Source organism: Cerasicoccus maritimus, assembly GCA_031296935.1.
GTDB classification, from domain to species: Bacteria; Verrucomicrobiota; Verrucomicrobiia; order Opitutales; family Cerasicoccaceae; genus Cerasicoccus; species Cerasicoccus maritimus.
This window is the reverse complement of the sequence record JAVDPD010000008.1, coordinates 90,664-106,045: the sequence shown is the minus strand read 5'-3', so window position 1 is coordinate 106,045 and position 15,382 is coordinate 90,664. Positions and strand designations below refer to the sequence as shown.

Here is a 15,382-nt window from a genome sequence, read left to right as displayed (position 1 = left end):
GTTTTTAAAGATGTGCTGTCGCTACACGCTTACCCAAGTCCAGGCAAGATTACACAAGGCCCTGAATATGCAGCAGTTGGCAGGGCTAAAGGCGCGTTATAACATTGCGCCGACTCAGCCTATTGCCGCCGTACGGGCCAACGACAACAGTGGCGAGCGCGAATGGGCGATTTTCAGCTGGGGCCTGGTGCCTTTTTGGGCGAAGGATCCTTCGATTGCCACTAAGCTACTCAATGCCCGCTCCGAGACGGCCGCCATCAAGCCAGCCTTTCGTGGTCCAATGCGTCATCATCGTTGCCTCATCCCTGCTGACGGCTTTTTTGAATGGAAGGGTCGTGCTGGGCAAAAACAGCCTTACTATTTTAAGCGACCAGACCATGAGCCATTCTGTTTCGCAGGACTGTTTGACCACTGGGGCTCGCCAGATGGCTCGGAAATCGAGTCCGCGACGATACTCACGACAACCGCTAATGATTTCATGAAGCCCATACATGGCAGGATGCCCGTCATCATTTCACCCCAAGACTACGACCGCTGGCTGGATCCGAAAATTCAACGTGCTGCTCAGCTCGAGGATTTACTTAAACCGGCACCCGAGGATTTCTTTGTCCGCGAACCGGTCACACCGCTCGTGAGTAATGTCCGCAACGATTTGCCGGAGTGCATAATGAGCACCGAGCCTCCCCCCGAGCCGCCAGCCCAAATGGGATTTGGCTTTTAGGTTTCTGGGCTACTCGTGGTGGTATTTGGAGCCGCTATTGATCGATGCGCCGCGGTAGAGTTGCTCCAACAGGAGATAGCGAGCCATCTCGTGGGTAAAAGTCATTGGAGACAGCGAAAACAAATGGTCTGCTCGACGCTTGATTGCATCTGACAACCCATAGGGGCCACCAATGATAAAAACCAGTTCCGCGCCCAGTTGACGTTGGATGTGGCCTGCCAGGTCCGAGGAACTCATGGTCTTTCCTTCCTCCGATAAAACCCAGACCGTAGCCTCGCGCCGGGAATCTAACGCGGTAAGGAATCGTTCTCCCTCCGCGTCGGGATCAGCGTCTTTCAGCTCGATAATCTCCACCTTACCCTGTCGGCGCAAACGCGTGGCAAAATCATCACAAAGTGCACGCAAGTGGGTGTTTTTTAGTTTACCCACCGCCAACAGAGTCAGGCGGAACATTTCACTTAAGGCCGAGCTTCATTTTGCCAGCTTCAGAAATCATTTTGGGGTTCCAGGGCGGATCCCAAACGATATTTACCTCGGCAAATTCCACATCTGGCAAGCTTTCGATTTTCTCTTTGGCGTCCGCAGCAATTACTGGGCCCATACCGCATCCTTGCGCGGTGAGTGTCATCTGAACGGAGACAGTTTGCTTGCCTGCATCGGAGTCTTCGATCTTGAGGTCGTAGATGAGGCCCAAGTCCACGATATTGACGGGGATTTCCGGGTCAAAACAGTTGCGCAGCACTGCCCATACATGATCTTCGCTAAAGGGGCCATCGAGTTCCTCATCGGCGGTTTCTCCGCCAAGCTCGTTAGCAAGCCATTGCTCTGCCTCTTCGCCCAATGCGCTGAAGTTTTCGCGCGCAATTCTGAACATTCCGTTAGGTGCGGTAATGGTGACGGACCCGCCCAAGGCCTGGTTGACATTTACTGGGCTTCCCTTGGCTAGTGTCACGGCGTCTCCGGCCGGAATTAGCGTAGCTGGGCAGTCGCGAACCAAGTATAAAGTTTCGTTGATCATTGCCCAAGATTCGCTCGTTGAAGGCTAAATGTCAAACCTCGCGCACCCGCATTTCACGACTCACTTATTTACCAGTTGTTTAAAATAAATTACTGTAGTGATATGTGTCTAAAAGGACTTGTCGCCTTACTGACCAAAGCTATATGATAGTTTTTTCTCTATTGAAATATTCTCATCTCGTTATGCCCAAATCCATACCTGTATGGCACAAGCTGTCGACTGCGGCTGCATGTGCGGTTTTTTCTATTTCTTTGTGCATCTCCCCTGCCATTCAAGCAGCCCCCAAAAAAGAGACGACAAAAGTAATCACCGTTGATGTCCCGGACGAAACCCTGCTCCGTTTCATGAGCCCAGACCTGCTCCGGGAATGGCGACGTGTCGAACGCGGTCTTGCCCAGGCCAAAGCTGATGTTGAGTCGGGAGAATGGCTTGAGGCTAAAGAATATAGCCAGTTTGTGCCTAAATCGCAAACGGACTCTGACCGCAAGCGCGGCAAAGAAAAAGCTGCCGAAGGTCGCAAACAGCAAGAAGCTTTCATCAAAGAGCAAAACAAGCTCCGGCAGCAGGCCTATGAAGCCTATACCGCCTACCAAGCGAAATTTGATACGCAAACCATCGTTATGGACATCGAGGCGATGTCCTTGGACGACGCGATCAATAAGCCGACAGAAGCGTTACTCTACAAGCTGTGGAACGAAAACTACAGCAAGATTTATCTGAGCGGTATTTACGTTTTCCGTGACGGAAAATACACTAAAGCTGAGCAGCTCAGCGAGCAGCTATCCGGCATTATCGGCAATCTTGATGGCAACCGCTACAGCTATGTTGATGACATCAATGAATTCACACTGGGCATTCAAAACGGGCGGCCACAGGTTGATTTCGAATCGCGAGAGGATACGGTGAAGCGTTTTAAACCAGCCCTTCTCATCGCCGAAGTGCTGTTCGACGCAGAGATCAAACACGGCCTTTATGCACTCAACGCCTACGACCTGAAAACTGGCGACCTCATCGAGCAAACGGTTCTGCGTTTTCCCGTCGTCAATAATACGCCTGACACACTTGGCATCGACCACGCAGAATTGCTGACCACAGTTGAACATACGCCTGCTGAATTACCGGAAACCACTACGGAGGGCAGCACCCCTGCGCCAGAAGAAAATGCCGGTACTGCTAAGCCCTCTTCGTCTCGCGAGGCAATCGGTTTAAGCCTTGTATTAGAAGACCAAACGAACTTTTTAGGACGCCTCGGCAAGACAAAGTCCAACTATGCTTTCGATGTAAACTATGTCGGCCAGATTGATGGCTTTGATCAGCGAACGGCCATTCTTTTAAACAATGCGCTGATGCGCAATCAGGGCATTAAGGTCGATGATATTGAATTCCTGACTTTGGCGCTACCCATGACGAATGAAGGCTTGGTCGTTGGTGATATAGCCAACGCAGAGTGGCGTGTTTCTCCGATCTCTCCAGTAGAGGACGGTGAGGGTGTTTACAGCATCCGTGCACAGGCGAAAACCGGCGACCAGACAGCCGTCATTGATATTGGCACCCTAACCATTCAATCTGCCGGCGAAACCATTCCGCCCCAAGCGAAAAAGTAAGCTCAGAATTTTCACCACCAACCCCGCCACGCTGCGGGGTTTTTTATGATTCACTGAATTTCAAGGGAGAATGGTATACGCGCATAGACGTTGCGCGGATCATTCAATGCTCGAAGCGAAGCCAACTCTTTATTCAGCTTCCTGATCGTCGTGTGAAGCAAATCATTGGGAGCCTTTACCACTGGAGGCACCCCTGGTGTATCCGCTATGAGTTCAGCAAATGCTTCAGCTAGGTTCCGAGCCTCAGGCACTTGTGTAATTGCCCAATCGTCGCCAACACCTGCTGAAGCAGCAGCATAGTTAATGGCGTCATTTAGGCCACCGATTTGGTCGACTAGGCCAATACCTAGCGCATCCTGCCCACTCCATACTCGGCCTTGAGCAATCTCAGCAACCTTTTCAAGGGGCAAGCCCCGGCCTTCGGAAACCTTCCGAATAAACTCGTCGTAGAGCTGATCAGTGAACGTCTGAATCAACGCCATTTCCTCTGGAGTCTTAGGGCGGGAAAGTGTGAAAAGATCAGCATAAGTGCTAGTCTTAACGCCGTCAAAAGTGACGCCATGTTCATTCGCGAGTTCCTTAAAATTAGGGACTAAGCCAAAGACTCCAATGGAACCAGTGATGGTAGCTGGTTCGGCAAATATCTGGGAGGAATAGGCAGAAATCCAATATCCACCACTAGCAGCCATAGAGCCCATCGAAATCACAACCGGCTTTACCTTATTGGCTTCACGAACTTCACGCTGAATAAGTTCGGAAGCTACGGCACTTCCACCCGGGCTATTAACCCGCAGCACGATGGCCGCAACATTTTCATCATGGCGCAATTCGCGAATCCAGCGGGAGAGACGGTCGCCACCGACTTGATCTGTATACCCCTCCCCATCAACGATTTCGCCCTCTGCGTAAACCACTGCAATCTGTGGACTGTTCACCCAGAGTGGCGCTCCTTCAGCACGAAAACCATGTCGGCTAATGTAGTCATTCATCGCGACTTGCCGGAACGTCCCGAAATCTTCATCCACGGCATAAGATTCCTTGAGAGCAGTAATCACTTCGTCGAAATAGCCGACTCGATCAACCAAACCAATTTCCTTGGCGCGCTCAGCGATGAAGAAGCCCTGATCATCCGATTCTTGCAGAATCTGCGACTTGCTGACGCCACGAGCGGTTGAAATATCCGTCAGGATTGTCTGCCATAAATCATCTAAGAGCTCAGACAATTGCTCACGATCCGCCTGGCTCATTTTATTGCCAGTAAACATTTCTACGGCCGACTTATATTTGCCAACCTTGGTCGCTTGAACGCCGATTCCATATTTTTTAAGCGCATCCCCGAGATACACCCCTTCGGAAGATAATCCGTTGAGACTGATCAGACCAAAAGGATTCATATAAACCTCGTCTGCAACCGACATAAGGTAGTAGTCTTTCATTGTTGGGTCGACTACATAGGCATAGATTTTCTTACCGCTTTGCTTAAATTCTAACAACGCTTCTCGTACTTCCGTTAAAACGGCGAGTCCCGAACCATAACCAACTGGCAGCAAGTTGCCGTGTAGGAATATTGCTTCGATTTGCTCATCTTCGGCTGCCTGCTCTATGGCATCAATTAACTCCAACAGGTAATAGTTGGGCGTGTAGCTGCCCTCCATTGCCTGATTGATTGCGTTGTTGATAGTTTCAGTTTCCGGCGCGTCACTGATATTGGCCCAGAGGTCCACGACCAGCACGGTGTGATCCGCAATTTCAATGGGCTTCGACGAACCACTCATGAGCAGCATGAATAGGAACACCACGCATCCAACGAGCATAAGTGACACGACAATTGCCTGAGCAGCAAGATTACCAAGGATGATTTTGAAAAAATCTTTCATAAGAAATATGCTAATTTCTATGACATAAAAATCACCTTTGGCAACTAGCTAAGCGCCACTTTCCGCTTTGGTGCGGGCAAACTCTTCGTCCTCGTATTCCTGAATGACATCAACCTGGTGCAACCAGAGGTTGGCGTAGCGACCATCGTTGAGCAGTAGCTCGTCGTGCGTGCCTTGCTCAAGGATGCCGCCACTTTCCAGCACCACGATCTTGTCAGCCTTACGAATGGTCGACAGGCGGTGCGCAATGACCAATACTGTTCGCTCGCTCATCAGGTTTTCAAGGGCATGCTGGATCTGGCGCTCAGTGATGGTGTCCACGCTGGCGGTCGCCTCATCGAGAATGACCATCGGGGGATTCTTCAGTAGCACCCGGGCAATGGTCAAACGCTGCTTCTCTCCCTGAGACAGTCGAATGCCCTTTTCGCCGATATTCGTATCGACTTGATCTGGCATCTTCTGGACAAAATCCCACGCAGAGGAACCCCGCAGCGCACATTCAATTTCCTCATCCGTCGCGTTTTCCTTGGCCAACAACAAGTTCTCACGGACAGTCCCTTCGAATAGAAACGGATCCTGCGCTACGTGCCCAATTTGCTGGTGCAGGTTATCCAGGGAAAAGTCCTTAATATCTACCCCGTTAATCGTCACACTGCCATCGGTTGCGTCGTATGCGCGCATAGCCAGGTTGGCAATGGTGCTTTTGCCGGCTCCAGTATGACCAACCAAAGCGGTGACTTTGCCTAGTTCGATAGTCAGGTTGAAGTCCTTCAGCACGGCCGGGCGCTCCGGATATTGAAAAGTCACGTTGCGGAAATCTATTTCCAGCAAACCGCTGGGGAATTGCTGAGGCTGTTCAGGATTCTCCACTTCGATCGGCGCATCCAAGATTTCAAACACGCGCTCACCGCTGGCCTTGCCAGCAACCAACAAATGATTCAGTTGGTGGAGCTGGCCAATGGGCATGTAGATCATATTCGCCCACATCAGAAACGCGACCATTTGAGGAAAACCGAATTCACTATTTCCGGAAAGGATCAGGTACCCGCCAACGCCGATCACGCTCACCGAACCTAGGTTCGTAATAAAATTCGTGCTCGGATTGTAGGCCGCCCAGCGAAACATCGCCGCCAAAAGGCGTGTGCGTAACGTCTCAGATCGCTCATCAAACCGCTTGGTTTCGCGTGATTGCAGTCCGAAGGTCTGAATAAGCCGGTTGCCTTGAATATCCTCGACCAAGAGTGAATTCAGGTCGCCGGACGCCTCACGCACCGGCTTCCAGTATTTACGGCCCTTCTTCGCATAGAAATAACCCGCGACCAACAACACCGGAACCGGCATAAATACAAACCATGCCAGAAAACTATTCTCCCGAAAAATAAAAATGCTGACCCCCACAAGCATGACCAGTGCACGAGTCCCAATTTCCGTGCCGTCCAGCAGCGCACGTTCGACATTGTTCACGTCCTCAATCACTCGTGAAGATATCTCTCCACTCTTGCGCTGATCATAAAATGAAACTGGCAAGTTGAGTAACTTCGAGTGGATTTGCATGCGCATATCTTTCAACACACGCTGCTCCAGGATGTTGTTGACCGTGATGCGTAGTCCATTGGCAAGTTCACTGCCGAAGTACAAAAGCGCGATAACGCCAACGCCAAACCATAGCTGGTCCAGCGTGCCTTCAGTTTCCACCGACTTCAATATCTGCTGTATCTGCTTGGGAATCCAGATCTGCAGACCAGTCATTGCCACGGCCAATCCGAGGGTCAGCCCAAACAGTGCAGGATAGCGAAAAAGGTATTTTGAAACACGCCAGATGACATTCATTCTCGATAGATTGGATGCGCTCTGAGCAAAGTTCAAGCGAGGATGCGCTTTTCGCCTCGGCGCTCTAAGAGAGCGTCTAAAAATCACGGACGCATGAAATGACTGCACAATAATTTACAATTCCGAGATTGCCATTTTTGGGGGCACGATTTTCGAGTGATATTACCGGCAAAGTTAGGGTTGGCATTGCTATCAGCCTGTCGGCTTTGATCACACTGTCCGAATGAAGTTGATTTGTTGCTCGGATGGATTTTGTGATAGTAGATCGTGACACGCCTCTTTTGTTACCGGTTGATATGCGTGATTGGGTTGCTGAGGACGACCCGGTGCATTTCATCTTGGAGGCGGTTGATCGCGTTGACTTGAGCGCTTTCAAGGTAAAGCGCACGCGAGCTGGCAAGTCGCAGTATCCGCCGCGGATGCTGTTAGCGCTGCTGATTTACAGTTACAGCCACGGATTGTTCGGTTCCCGCCGAATCGAGCGTGCGACCTACCGAGACGTTTGCGTGCGTTACCTCACGGGCGACACGCACCCGAACCACGACACCATTTGCGCTTTTCGTCGTGAAAACCACGCAGCCTTCACGGCGTGTTTTCTTGAGGTGCTGCTGCTGGTGCGCGAGTTGAAGCTGGGCACGGTCGCCATCGATGGCACGCACCTGAGGACCAACCTGAGCAAGGACCGCAACGTTACCTACGAACGGGCCCAGCAGCTCGAAACGCGCCTGAGCGCGGACATCGAGGCGCTTTGCACTCGGGCAGAGCAGGCCGACAACACGGAAGTGGACGAGCGTCTGCCGTCGGAAATAGCTCGTCGCCAGGCCCTGCGCGAACAGATGGATGCGGCCCCGGCAAACAAACCAACCTGACCGATACGGATTCGCGCCTGATGCGCAAAGGCAAAAGCAGCCCGGTGACGCAAAGCGACAACGCCCAGGCCAGCGTTGACGCCGACGGCAGCCAACTGGTCGTCAGCGCCCACATCAGCCAATGCAGCGCCGACAACGGCGAGCTCGAAGCAGGCATCCAAAACATCCCCGCCCAACTGGGGAGCCCTAAGCAAGGTCTTGCCGACAGCGGCTTCGTCCAGATCGAAGCCATCGAACGCATCCAGCAAGGCGGCATCGACCTGTATGTGAGCGTTCAAAACGAAGCGCTCACAACCAGCGCCGCTACGATTTACGACCCGAAAAAGCCCTCGCCAAAGCACCCCAAAAACTCGCTAATCCCACCCTTATTGACATGCGCGAAAAAATCCGCACCGAAGCCGGACGCAAAATCTACGCCCTGCGACAACAAAGCGTCGAACCAGTCTTCGGCATCATCAAACAAGCCATGGGCTTCCGTCAGTTTTCACTTCGTGCCCTCGACAAAGTCAGCGCCGAGTGGACCCTCGTATGCCTGGCCTACAACTGCAAACGCCTCTTCAATCTCACCAAACAACCACAAAACGCCTAAAATCCACCAACAAGCCCCAGCGGCGCTCGAAACCACCGACACAAAACTCCAGTACCTCCGAAAAACGACCGGCTCATATCAGAAATCACCAATAGACCACGCAGCGACCAACTCCTCGACAGACATAACGTCTAAAGAAATACGTAAAAGCCGACAGGCTGCTAGGCGGGCTTTTCTGAAAAGCCTATACGGTTGTTTCGCAAAAGCCTACTGCTGTACTTCGGAAAAGCCTACTGCTGTACCTTCGAGAAGCCTACTCGGTTCTTTCGAAAAACCCTTATGCTGTGTTAGCAAAACAACCGCTGCTGTACTGCGGCAACACAGCAGCGGTTGTTGCAACAGTACAGCAGCGGTTGTCGGTCAAGTACAGCCACTGTTGTTTTTGAAAAGTGGCGGATGGCTCCGATAGGCTTCAGCATGGCGGTTTCCTACAACCAAGATACCTAATAAGACCCACCGTCGCCTCCGCGAAGAGGATCGTCACATAATCTATCGCATGCGTAAAGCCGGAATCAGCCAGCACGAGATCGCCTATTGCATAGGTTTTTCTCAGTCAACGATCAGTAAGGAGCTGCGTCGCAACCGAGGGCTTACTGCTTATCGCCCGAAGCAGGCTCATGAGAAGGCCGTTTATCGCCAGTGGCGCAAGCGTTCCCGCTCATGCGTGATTGAGGGCGATACGGAAGTGGTTGTGCGCGAACGCTTGGCCCTTAAGCACAGCCCGGAGCAGATTAGCGGAGCCTTGCGCCGAGAGGGGCAAGCTGCCCCTTCGCGCACGAGTATCTATTCGTTCATCCAGGCTGACCGAGCGCGTGGAGGACAGCTTTATCGGCAGTTGCGCATCAACGGCAAACGCCGCTATCGCCATAAGAATAAAGCAAGCCGCGGCAAGCTGCCAAACCGTGTGGGCATTGAAAAACGGCCCTCGGTGATTGAGCGACGTGAGCGTTAGCCTCGCCCACATCGAAGCCGAACTCAACCAACGCCCACGCAAACCCCTTCACTTCCTGTTACCACACAAACTAAAACATCGAATCGCCGCTTGACCTATCCAAACCCATATAACGATTATTCTTTAGAAGCTGGAATCTGCGGTGGGTTTACTCTGGGGAGTCTGTGTTTTTTAATCCTATTTGGGGGAGGTGCCTGGATAATAACGAAGACGGAAAACATTTGGATAGGAATATTTTATTTCGCAGCGACAGCCACTGCATTATCTAAGCTTTCAAAGCTCAAAAACGGGTAAGTGTTCGCGAAAAAGTCTACACAAACCTTCTGGCCCTAAAACTGGCACTACACCCACCAGTCTCCTAATTTCACTCCTCCAATCACATTCCTAAGCGATTACCAATCAGCAACTTCTGAGTGGCACGGGGCAAGGGAGTCGAACCCCTAACCTCCTGATCCGTAGTCAGGTGCTCTATCCAATTGAGCTAGCCCCGCTTGAGGTGAGAAAGCCGAGAATAAAGTCACTCGGGCACTATGTTGGCAAGTGCTTTTTTCGTTTTTTTATAAAAAGTTTTCCAAAGTGAAACAGCATCTCGCCCTACCCCGCATGAATGCAGGCAAAACACCAAACCACAGTGTGTGGGAATCAGCCGAGATCGAAGCGATTTCGCACAACATTGGCCATGATTTCCAACGCTTCGGGAAGCGCATCAATGTTCATAGCATAATTGATACGAATGCACTCTTCAGCATGTGGCCAGGGTTCTGACAAACCGTGGAAGAAGAAATGCCCAGGGACCACGAGCACACCGGCTTCCTTGAGATCGCTGTAAAGCGCGTCAGCACCACCAGGAAGCCCCGGAAACCAAAGCCAGAGGAACAGTGCCCCTTCTGATAAGTGAATGCGGCAGGGCAAGCCAGCCATCGCCTCGCGCACGATCGACACTGCACGCTGGCTTCGATTTCGATAGTAGGGGCGGATAACGTCTCGCGACAAGCTGACTACCTCGCCCGACTCAAAGAGTGGGAGCGTCAAAGCTTGACCAACATTACCGTTGGCCAAACCGGCTACGGCATTCATTGAGCTGATAGCTTTACAGATCTCCGGCGGCCCAATGACTATCCCCGTTCTCGTGCCCGGCAACCCCAGCTTGGAAAGGCTATAGGTTAAGATCGTATCCTCTCCCCAGAACGGTTGGATATCAGTGAAAATCATATCCGGAAAAGGCGCACCGTAAGCGTTGTCGATAATCAAGTAGGCATCGCGCTCCTGGCAAAGCGCATGAAGTCGGCGGATCTCACTGTCGGTCAGCACATTGCCCGTAGGATTCGTGGGACGCGATACGCAGACGGCGGCGATGGAGTCGTCCCAGGGCAGATTATTGAAATCGACATGGTATTTGAACATGCCGTCCGGCAGCTCCTCGATCACGGATTGAGCGGCAACAAACATTTCTGGATGCATGCCTTGCTCCGCGTAGCCGACATATTCAGGCATCAGCGGGAACAGTATGCGTCGGAGCCCCGCATCACCCTCTCCGGCCAATAAATTGAACAGGTAAAAATAGGCCGTCTGTCCTCCGTTTGTAACAACAACATTGTCCTCCGTCAGGCCCCAATCATAAGCGTCATTAAACAACTGAACGATGGCGCGAATAAAGCGCTGGTTTCCATTCTGCGGGTCGTAGACGCCAAGCATCCGATCAAAGCGCTCCGGGGCGTCTGTAAGCATTTCCTGCATGAGCCGGCGCCAACAATGGGTCGTTTCGGCAATGGGCGCAGGATTGCCGCCGCCCAACATATGCACATGCCCGGCGCCTTCGGCCAGAGAGCGACCAAGGTCATCCATCAGCCGCTCGATGCCGCTGCCTTGCGCCAGTTTTGCCTGAAGCCTAGTTTGAGGTCGCTTGAACTTTTCCATTACTGCAAAAACTCAACATGGAGCATTTGCCGAAGGCCTAGCAAGTCCGAAGACATGGGGTCGTGTAAGGATTTATTCGGCCACTCACAAGATATCAGAACACTTCCACAACAATGGCCGTCATGTTGTCCCGGGAGATGTCCCATGCCTCTTTGATCAAGCGCTCTGCGGGCAAGAATTTTTGGGCGACTATCGATGGCGTGCGCACAAGGTCCTCGATCTTGCGCGAACTGATTCCATCAGAAATGCCATCGGAACAGAAAACGAAGCAGTCTCCGGGTTCGTAAAGGACTTGGCCAAGATGTGGGTCCACCTTATCCACACGGCCTCCTAGCGCCATGTGGAGAAGAGACTTCTGCGGGTGCATTCGCGCCTCCAACTCGGTTAGTTTCCCGGCGCGCACCAAAGCGCCGACTGGAGTGTGGTCGTAAGTGATCTGCTGATAGCCACCGACCTTCGGTAAATGGTAAATTCGGCTGTCACCCACGTGCCCGAAGTAGGCCTTCTCTGGCGTAAACCAGCACATACTGAGCGTAGCGCCCATGCCACTGGTTTCCTCATAGGCTCGGCCCTGCCAGCGCATTTCAGCGTGAATTTGTTCTATAACTTCGGCTAGAAAGTCCGTACCGCCTCGACGAAACCCGGTTGCCTTCAGTCGAAAAGCAGAAGGAAGCAGCTGAGTAATTTTATCCACCGCAATACGACTGGCAAACTCACCTGCATTGGCACCTCCCATGCCATCGCTGACAGCGAAAATAAAATCACCGGCCTCAAAGCGAGCTTCTCCGATTTTGCCCAAACGAAAAACTTCTCGCCCATCAAGCTTCAAGCCCAGGAAGGCGTCTTCGTTGTTTTTTCGAAAGCGCCCCTTGTCAGTCATTCCCCACCAGCGCAGACCGGTTGGCTCATTGTAGGAAATTACGGTTTCCATTTAATCAACCTGTCGTCTTTGTTGTTCGAGTCGGAATTCCGTGACCTCTTCCACCGTGAGGCCCTCCCCAGTTTCGAGGATGGTCGCGAACTCGAAATCGATCAAACAGAAGCGCCCCAGCTGCGCACTGTAGGTTACGTTGCGGGCAAAGTTATCCTCGTGACGTACGCCATAGGATTCCAGCTCATCGAAAATAACCTTGAGCTTGTTGTCACTGATGCTTTCGACGACTTTACCACAATTGGTAGTCACCATGAATAAAGTGTCCGGATCGCAATCGATTACGCGCGGAACGAAGTCGCAGCCCTTTTCCTCCAGATATTTAAGCACGCGGAGTTCATTTTCAAAACGCTCCTTTGCCATTGGTCCAAGGAAGTTCTTGCGCACCAGACCATCATATCCAATCCGGACTTTGGCCTGCTTGGTATCTTTATTGCCCTGCATTATTTTAACTTAACTGGAAGTATCCCAAAAATTCCAGAATGAAAGCTGCGGAGATAGACTTGATTTCAATCCAACTTCTAGCCATAAGACATGAACGAAATTCATTCACAGGCAATGTGGTGGTTAAAATCGCTCAACTATAAGTAAAATTATGCAGTGTATCGACCAGATCACCTATTTGGCACATGAGGTGCTTTACGACGTGCCTTTTCATCTAGAAACCCGATAGTGAGGAGAGCCAATCCATTAGGAATGGCATCCAAGCATATCTATCTAACCATAAAAACTGATTATGCCTACTAAGTATAAGCTCGAGTACATCTGGCTCGACGGTTACACCCCCGTGCCAAATCTCCGTGGTAAAACCCGCCTTCAAGAGAAGGAGCCTAAGTCTCTGGATGATCTTCCGGAATGGGGCTTTGATGGTTCTTCCACCCAACAAGCTGAAGGTAGCAGCTCCGACTGTGTGCTCAAGCCGGTAGCATTCTATCCTGACGCAGCCCGCGGCGAAGACAGCTTCATCGTAATGTGTGAAGTTATGCTCCCAGACGGCACCCCACACCCTTCGAACTATCGCGCCACCATCGTGGACGACGAAGACACTTGGTTCGGCCTTGAGCAGGAGTATTTCCTTTACGAAGATGGTCGTCCCCTTGGCTGGCCAACTGATGGCTACCCAGCGCCACAAGGTGAATATTATACCGGTGTAGGCTACGAAAACGTTGGCGAAATTGCCCGCGAAATTGTTGAAAAGCACCTCGACCTCTGCCTCGCTGCCGGCATCAACCACGAAGGCATCAACGCCGAAGTGGCCAAGGGCCAGTGGGAATTCCAGGTTTTCGCCAAGGGCTCCAAGAAGTGCGCTGACGACATCTGGGTCGCTCGCTACCTCCTGAACCGCCTCTGCGAAAAGTATTGCGTCACCGTTCAATACCACTGCAAGCCCTTCCAGGGTGACTGGAATGGTTCGGGCATGCACTGCAACTTCTCCACGAAGTATCTGCGTGAAGTCGGTGGCAAGGATTACTTCCTCAAGCTCATGGACGCTTTCGAAAAGAACAAGGACGAGCACATCGCTGCTTACGGTCCAGACAACCACCTCCGCCTCACCGGCCTCCACGAAACTCAGTCCATCGACAAGTTCTCTTGGGGTGTTGCTGACCGTGGCGCTTCCATTCGTGTGCCGCACAGCTTCGTCAAGGAGGACAAGTATCAGGGTTATTTGGAAGACCGCCGCCCGAACTCCGCAGGCGACCCTTATCAGATCTGCTCGCGCGTTCTCAAGACGATCGCCGAAGTTCCCACCGAATAGTTTTAAGAATTACCACTACTACACTCACACGGCGCTCCCACCCAGGAGCGCCGTTTTTTAGTGCTAGTTGGAAATCCTGGCCCAATGGAAACCAAATCCTTACGGTGCAATTATCCCCCCCCCCTTCGAGCAAAACAAGGTGTGGTGTCGCATGATGCCGAAGCGATTGCCCGCGCATCAATATGCTCTTTTAAGCCGACAGCTTAAGCCGCTTAAATACCAGGCAGAATTTTGCCCATCTGTGATGCGGCAGACAGACCAATAATTACGAAATAGAGCACCACCAGGAATCCACCTTCCACCCGTGTGACTTTACGCTCAGTGTAGAAGGCAAACCAGAGCAACAGGGTCAACAGAACCATTGACGGAAACTCGATAACGAAGAGACGGCGCTCCACTTGAAGTGGAAAAAAGGTAGATACTGAGCCACCGATCAGCAGCATATTGAAAATATTCGAGCCCACTATGTTGCCCGCAATAATATCACTCTGCCGGCGCAAGGCGGCCGCCACCGATGCAGCCAGCTCCGGCAAACTCGTGCCGATTGCCACCAAAGTTAAGCCGATCAGCACATCACTCACACCGAGGCGCGTAGCAATCTGAACTGCGCTGCCCACCAAAAATTCTGCGCCAAGGGCAAGGAAAATAGAGCCCAACAAGATGAGTATGACACACTTTCCTACAGACTCAATGGGATCCTTGAGTTCATCCGCCAACTCCTCACCAATTTCACTGGTTTCCATCGGCCCCGAGCGCTTGGCCTGCATGACCATAAAAAACAAATATCCCGCAACCCCGGCAAGCAAGAGTAGTCCTTCCACACGGCCAATCTCACCTGCAGCCAGGAATCCGCCCATACTCATCAGCGTGAACATAACCGTTACAATTAACAGCAGCGGTACCTCAAGTTTCACCAATCGGTTTTGAATCGAGATAGGATAAATCAAAGCAGCCACGCCCAGAATCAAACCAGCGTTCCCCAGATTACTCCCCACTATGTTGCCAACTGCCAATCCGCTATTACCGCCAGCAGCCGCAATAAATGCGGTAATCATCTCCGGCATCGAGGTAGAAATCGATACTATTGTCAGGCCGACTATCACGGGGTTGATTTTTAAAATCAAAGCCAGACTCGCCGCCCCTTTGGCCAGCCAGTCCCCACCCAAGCACAAAAGCGCCAGCCCCACCAGAAGGATGAAGGAAAGCAGTAGCGTATGAAATGTTTCGTAGGGAATCACTGAGTGTGAGACGAGTCTTGAACCGCAAAGCAGGAAATCAATTGAGCGACTGAATGAATTGCAAGCGGAATGCGCCTGTT

13 protein-coding genes, 1 tRNA gene and 1 pseudogene are annotated in these 15,382 nt (G+C 51.8%); 6 read left to right on the top strand and 9 right to left on the bottom strand.

Annotation, left to right across the window (positions count from 1 at the left end):
- Window positions 1–10 precede the first annotated feature (10 nt).
- Complete coding sequence (locus RBB62_RS07395; RefSeq protein ID WP_309398097.1) at window positions 11–721, top strand: SOS response-associated peptidase; 711 nt, start codon at window positions 11–13, stop codon at window positions 719–721.
- Window positions 722–730: 9 nt separating this feature from the next.
- Here the strand turns inward: RBB62_RS07395 and RBB62_RS07390 are convergent, their stop codons facing one another.
- Both RBB62_RS07390 and sufT read right to left on the bottom strand, forming a co-directional pair.
- A complete protein-coding gene (locus tag RBB62_RS07390) occupies window positions 731–1,174 on the bottom strand; it encodes a 23S rRNA (pseudouridine(1915)-N(3))-methyltransferase RlmH (protein ID WP_309398096.1) in 444 nt (147 codons plus the stop codon).
- A 1-nt stretch (window position 1,175) separates the two neighbouring features.
- On the bottom strand, window positions 1,176–1,739 hold the full coding sequence (gene sufT, locus RBB62_RS07385; protein ID WP_309398095.1) for a putative Fe-S cluster assembly protein SufT: 564 nt from the start codon (window positions 1,737–1,739) through the stop codon (window positions 1,176–1,178).
- 182 nt (window positions 1,740–1,921) lie between these two features.
- Here sufT and RBB62_RS07380 point away from each other — a divergent pair, with 182 nt between their 5' ends.
- Window positions 1,922–3,343, top strand: a complete 1,422-nt coding sequence (locus RBB62_RS07380) for a hypothetical protein (RefSeq protein ID WP_309398094.1) — start codon at window positions 1,922–1,924, stop codon at window positions 3,341–3,343.
- A 50-nt stretch (window positions 3,344–3,393) separates the two neighbouring features.
- Here the strand turns inward: RBB62_RS07380 and sppA are convergent, their stop codons facing one another.
- Together sppA and RBB62_RS07370 are read right to left on the bottom strand one after the other, a co-directional pair.
- Complete coding sequence (gene sppA, locus RBB62_RS07375) at window positions 3,394–5,220, bottom strand: signal peptide peptidase SppA (RefSeq protein ID WP_309398093.1); 1,827 nt, start codon at window positions 5,218–5,220, stop codon at window positions 3,394–3,396.
- 48 nt (window positions 5,221–5,268) lie between these two features.
- On the bottom strand, window positions 5,269–7,050 hold the full coding sequence (locus RBB62_RS07370; protein WP_309398092.1) for an ABC transporter ATP-binding protein: 1,782 nt from the start codon (window positions 7,048–7,050) through the stop codon (window positions 5,269–5,271).
- A gap of 296 nt (window positions 7,051–7,346) precedes the next feature.
- Here RBB62_RS07370 and RBB62_RS07365 point away from each other — a divergent pair, with 296 nt between their 5' ends.
- The 3 genes and pseudogenes from RBB62_RS07365 (at window position 7,347) to RBB62_RS07355 (ending at window position 9,460) form a co-directional block, all read left to right on the top strand.
- On the top strand, window positions 7,347–7,919 hold the full coding sequence (locus RBB62_RS07365) for a transposase (protein ID WP_309398091.1): 573 nt from the start codon (window positions 7,347–7,349) through the stop codon (window positions 7,917–7,919).
- Window positions 7,920–8,274: 355 nt separating this feature from the next.
- Window positions 8,275–8,508: pseudogene (locus RBB62_RS07360) on the top strand (transposase); the annotation flags it as partial.
- A 439-nt stretch (window positions 8,509–8,947) separates the two neighbouring features.
- Window positions 8,948–9,460 (top strand): IS30 family transposase, encoded by a 513-nt coding sequence (locus tag RBB62_RS07355; protein ID WP_309398153.1) that lies wholly within the window; start codon window positions 8,948–8,950, stop codon window positions 9,458–9,460.
- 414 nt (window positions 9,461–9,874) lie between these two features.
- Here the strand turns inward: RBB62_RS07355 and RBB62_RS07350 are convergent.
- From RBB62_RS07350 to RBB62_RS07335, 4 genes are all read right to left on the bottom strand, one after another.
- Window positions 9,875–9,951 (bottom strand) — tRNA-Arg (locus RBB62_RS07350).
- Between the two features lie 151 nt (window positions 9,952–10,102).
- A complete protein-coding gene (locus tag RBB62_RS07345) occupies window positions 10,103–11,377 on the bottom strand; it encodes a valine--pyruvate transaminase (protein ID WP_309398090.1) in 1,275 nt (424 codons plus the stop codon).
- Between the two features lie 94 nt (window positions 11,378–11,471).
- Window positions 11,472–12,308, bottom strand: coding sequence for a PP2C family protein-serine/threonine phosphatase (locus RBB62_RS07340; RefSeq protein WP_309398089.1), 837 nt, complete (start codon window positions 12,306–12,308; stop codon window positions 11,472–11,474).
- Window positions 12,309–12,752, bottom strand: a complete 444-nt coding sequence (locus tag RBB62_RS07335) for a BUD32 family EKC/KEOPS complex subunit (RefSeq protein ID WP_309398088.1) — start codon at window positions 12,750–12,752, stop codon at window positions 12,309–12,311. It lies immediately after the preceding gene.
- A 292-nt stretch (window positions 12,753–13,044) separates the two neighbouring features.
- Here RBB62_RS07335 and RBB62_RS07330 point away from each other — a divergent pair, with 292 nt between their 5' ends.
- Entirely contained in the window at window positions 13,045–14,064 is a 1,020-nt protein-coding gene (locus tag RBB62_RS07330) for a glutamine synthetase beta-grasp domain-containing protein (protein ID WP_309398087.1), read from the top strand.
- A gap of 212 nt (window positions 14,065–14,276) precedes the next feature.
- On the opposite strand, the gene RBB62_RS07325 is transcribed toward RBB62_RS07330, so the two are convergent.
- Window positions 14,277–15,302 carry a calcium/sodium antiporter gene (locus RBB62_RS07325; protein WP_309398086.1) on the bottom strand — a complete coding sequence of 342 codons (1,026 nt, stop codon included), beginning with the start codon at window positions 15,300–15,302 and terminating at the stop codon, window positions 14,277–14,279.
- Window positions 15,303–15,382: the final 80 nt, after the last annotated feature.

Excerpts from the sequence above, each read along its gene's own strand:
- RBB62_RS07395 (WP_309398097.1), top strand. The coding sequence starts at position 11 with ATGTGCTGTCGCTACACGCTTACCCAAGTCCAGGCAAGATTACACAAG.
- RBB62_RS07390 (WP_309398096.1), bottom strand. The coding sequence starts at position 1,174 with ATGTTCCGCCTGACTCTGTTGGCGGTGGGTAAACTAAAAAACACCCAC.
- sufT (WP_309398095.1), bottom strand. The coding sequence starts at position 1,739 with ATGATCAACGAAACTTTATACTTGGTTCGCGACTGCCCAGCTACGCTA.
- RBB62_RS07380 (WP_309398094.1), top strand. The coding sequence starts at position 1,922 with ATGCCCAAATCCATACCTGTATGGCACAAGCTGTCGACTGCGGCTGCA.
- sppA (WP_309398093.1), bottom strand. The coding sequence starts at position 5,220 with ATGAAAGATTTTTTCAAAATCATCCTTGGTAATCTTGCTGCTCAGGCA.
- RBB62_RS07370 (WP_309398092.1), bottom strand. The coding sequence starts at position 7,050 with ATGAATGTCATCTGGCGTGTTTCAAAATACCTTTTTCGCTATCCTGCA.
- RBB62_RS07365 (WP_309398091.1), top strand. The coding sequence starts at position 7,347 with ATGCGTGATTGGGTTGCTGAGGACGACCCGGTGCATTTCATCTTGGAG.
- RBB62_RS07345 (WP_309398090.1), bottom strand. The coding sequence starts at position 11,377 with ATGGAAAAGTTCAAGCGACCTCAAACTAGGCTTCAGGCAAAACTGGCG.
- RBB62_RS07340 (WP_309398089.1), bottom strand. The coding sequence starts at position 12,308 with ATGGAAACCGTAATTTCCTACAATGAGCCAACCGGTCTGCGCTGGTGG.
- RBB62_RS07335 (WP_309398088.1), bottom strand. The coding sequence starts at position 12,752 with ATGCAGGGCAATAAAGATACCAAGCAGGCCAAAGTCCGGATTGGATAT.
- RBB62_RS07330 (WP_309398087.1), top strand. The coding sequence starts at position 13,045 with ATGCCTACTAAGTATAAGCTCGAGTACATCTGGCTCGACGGTTACACC.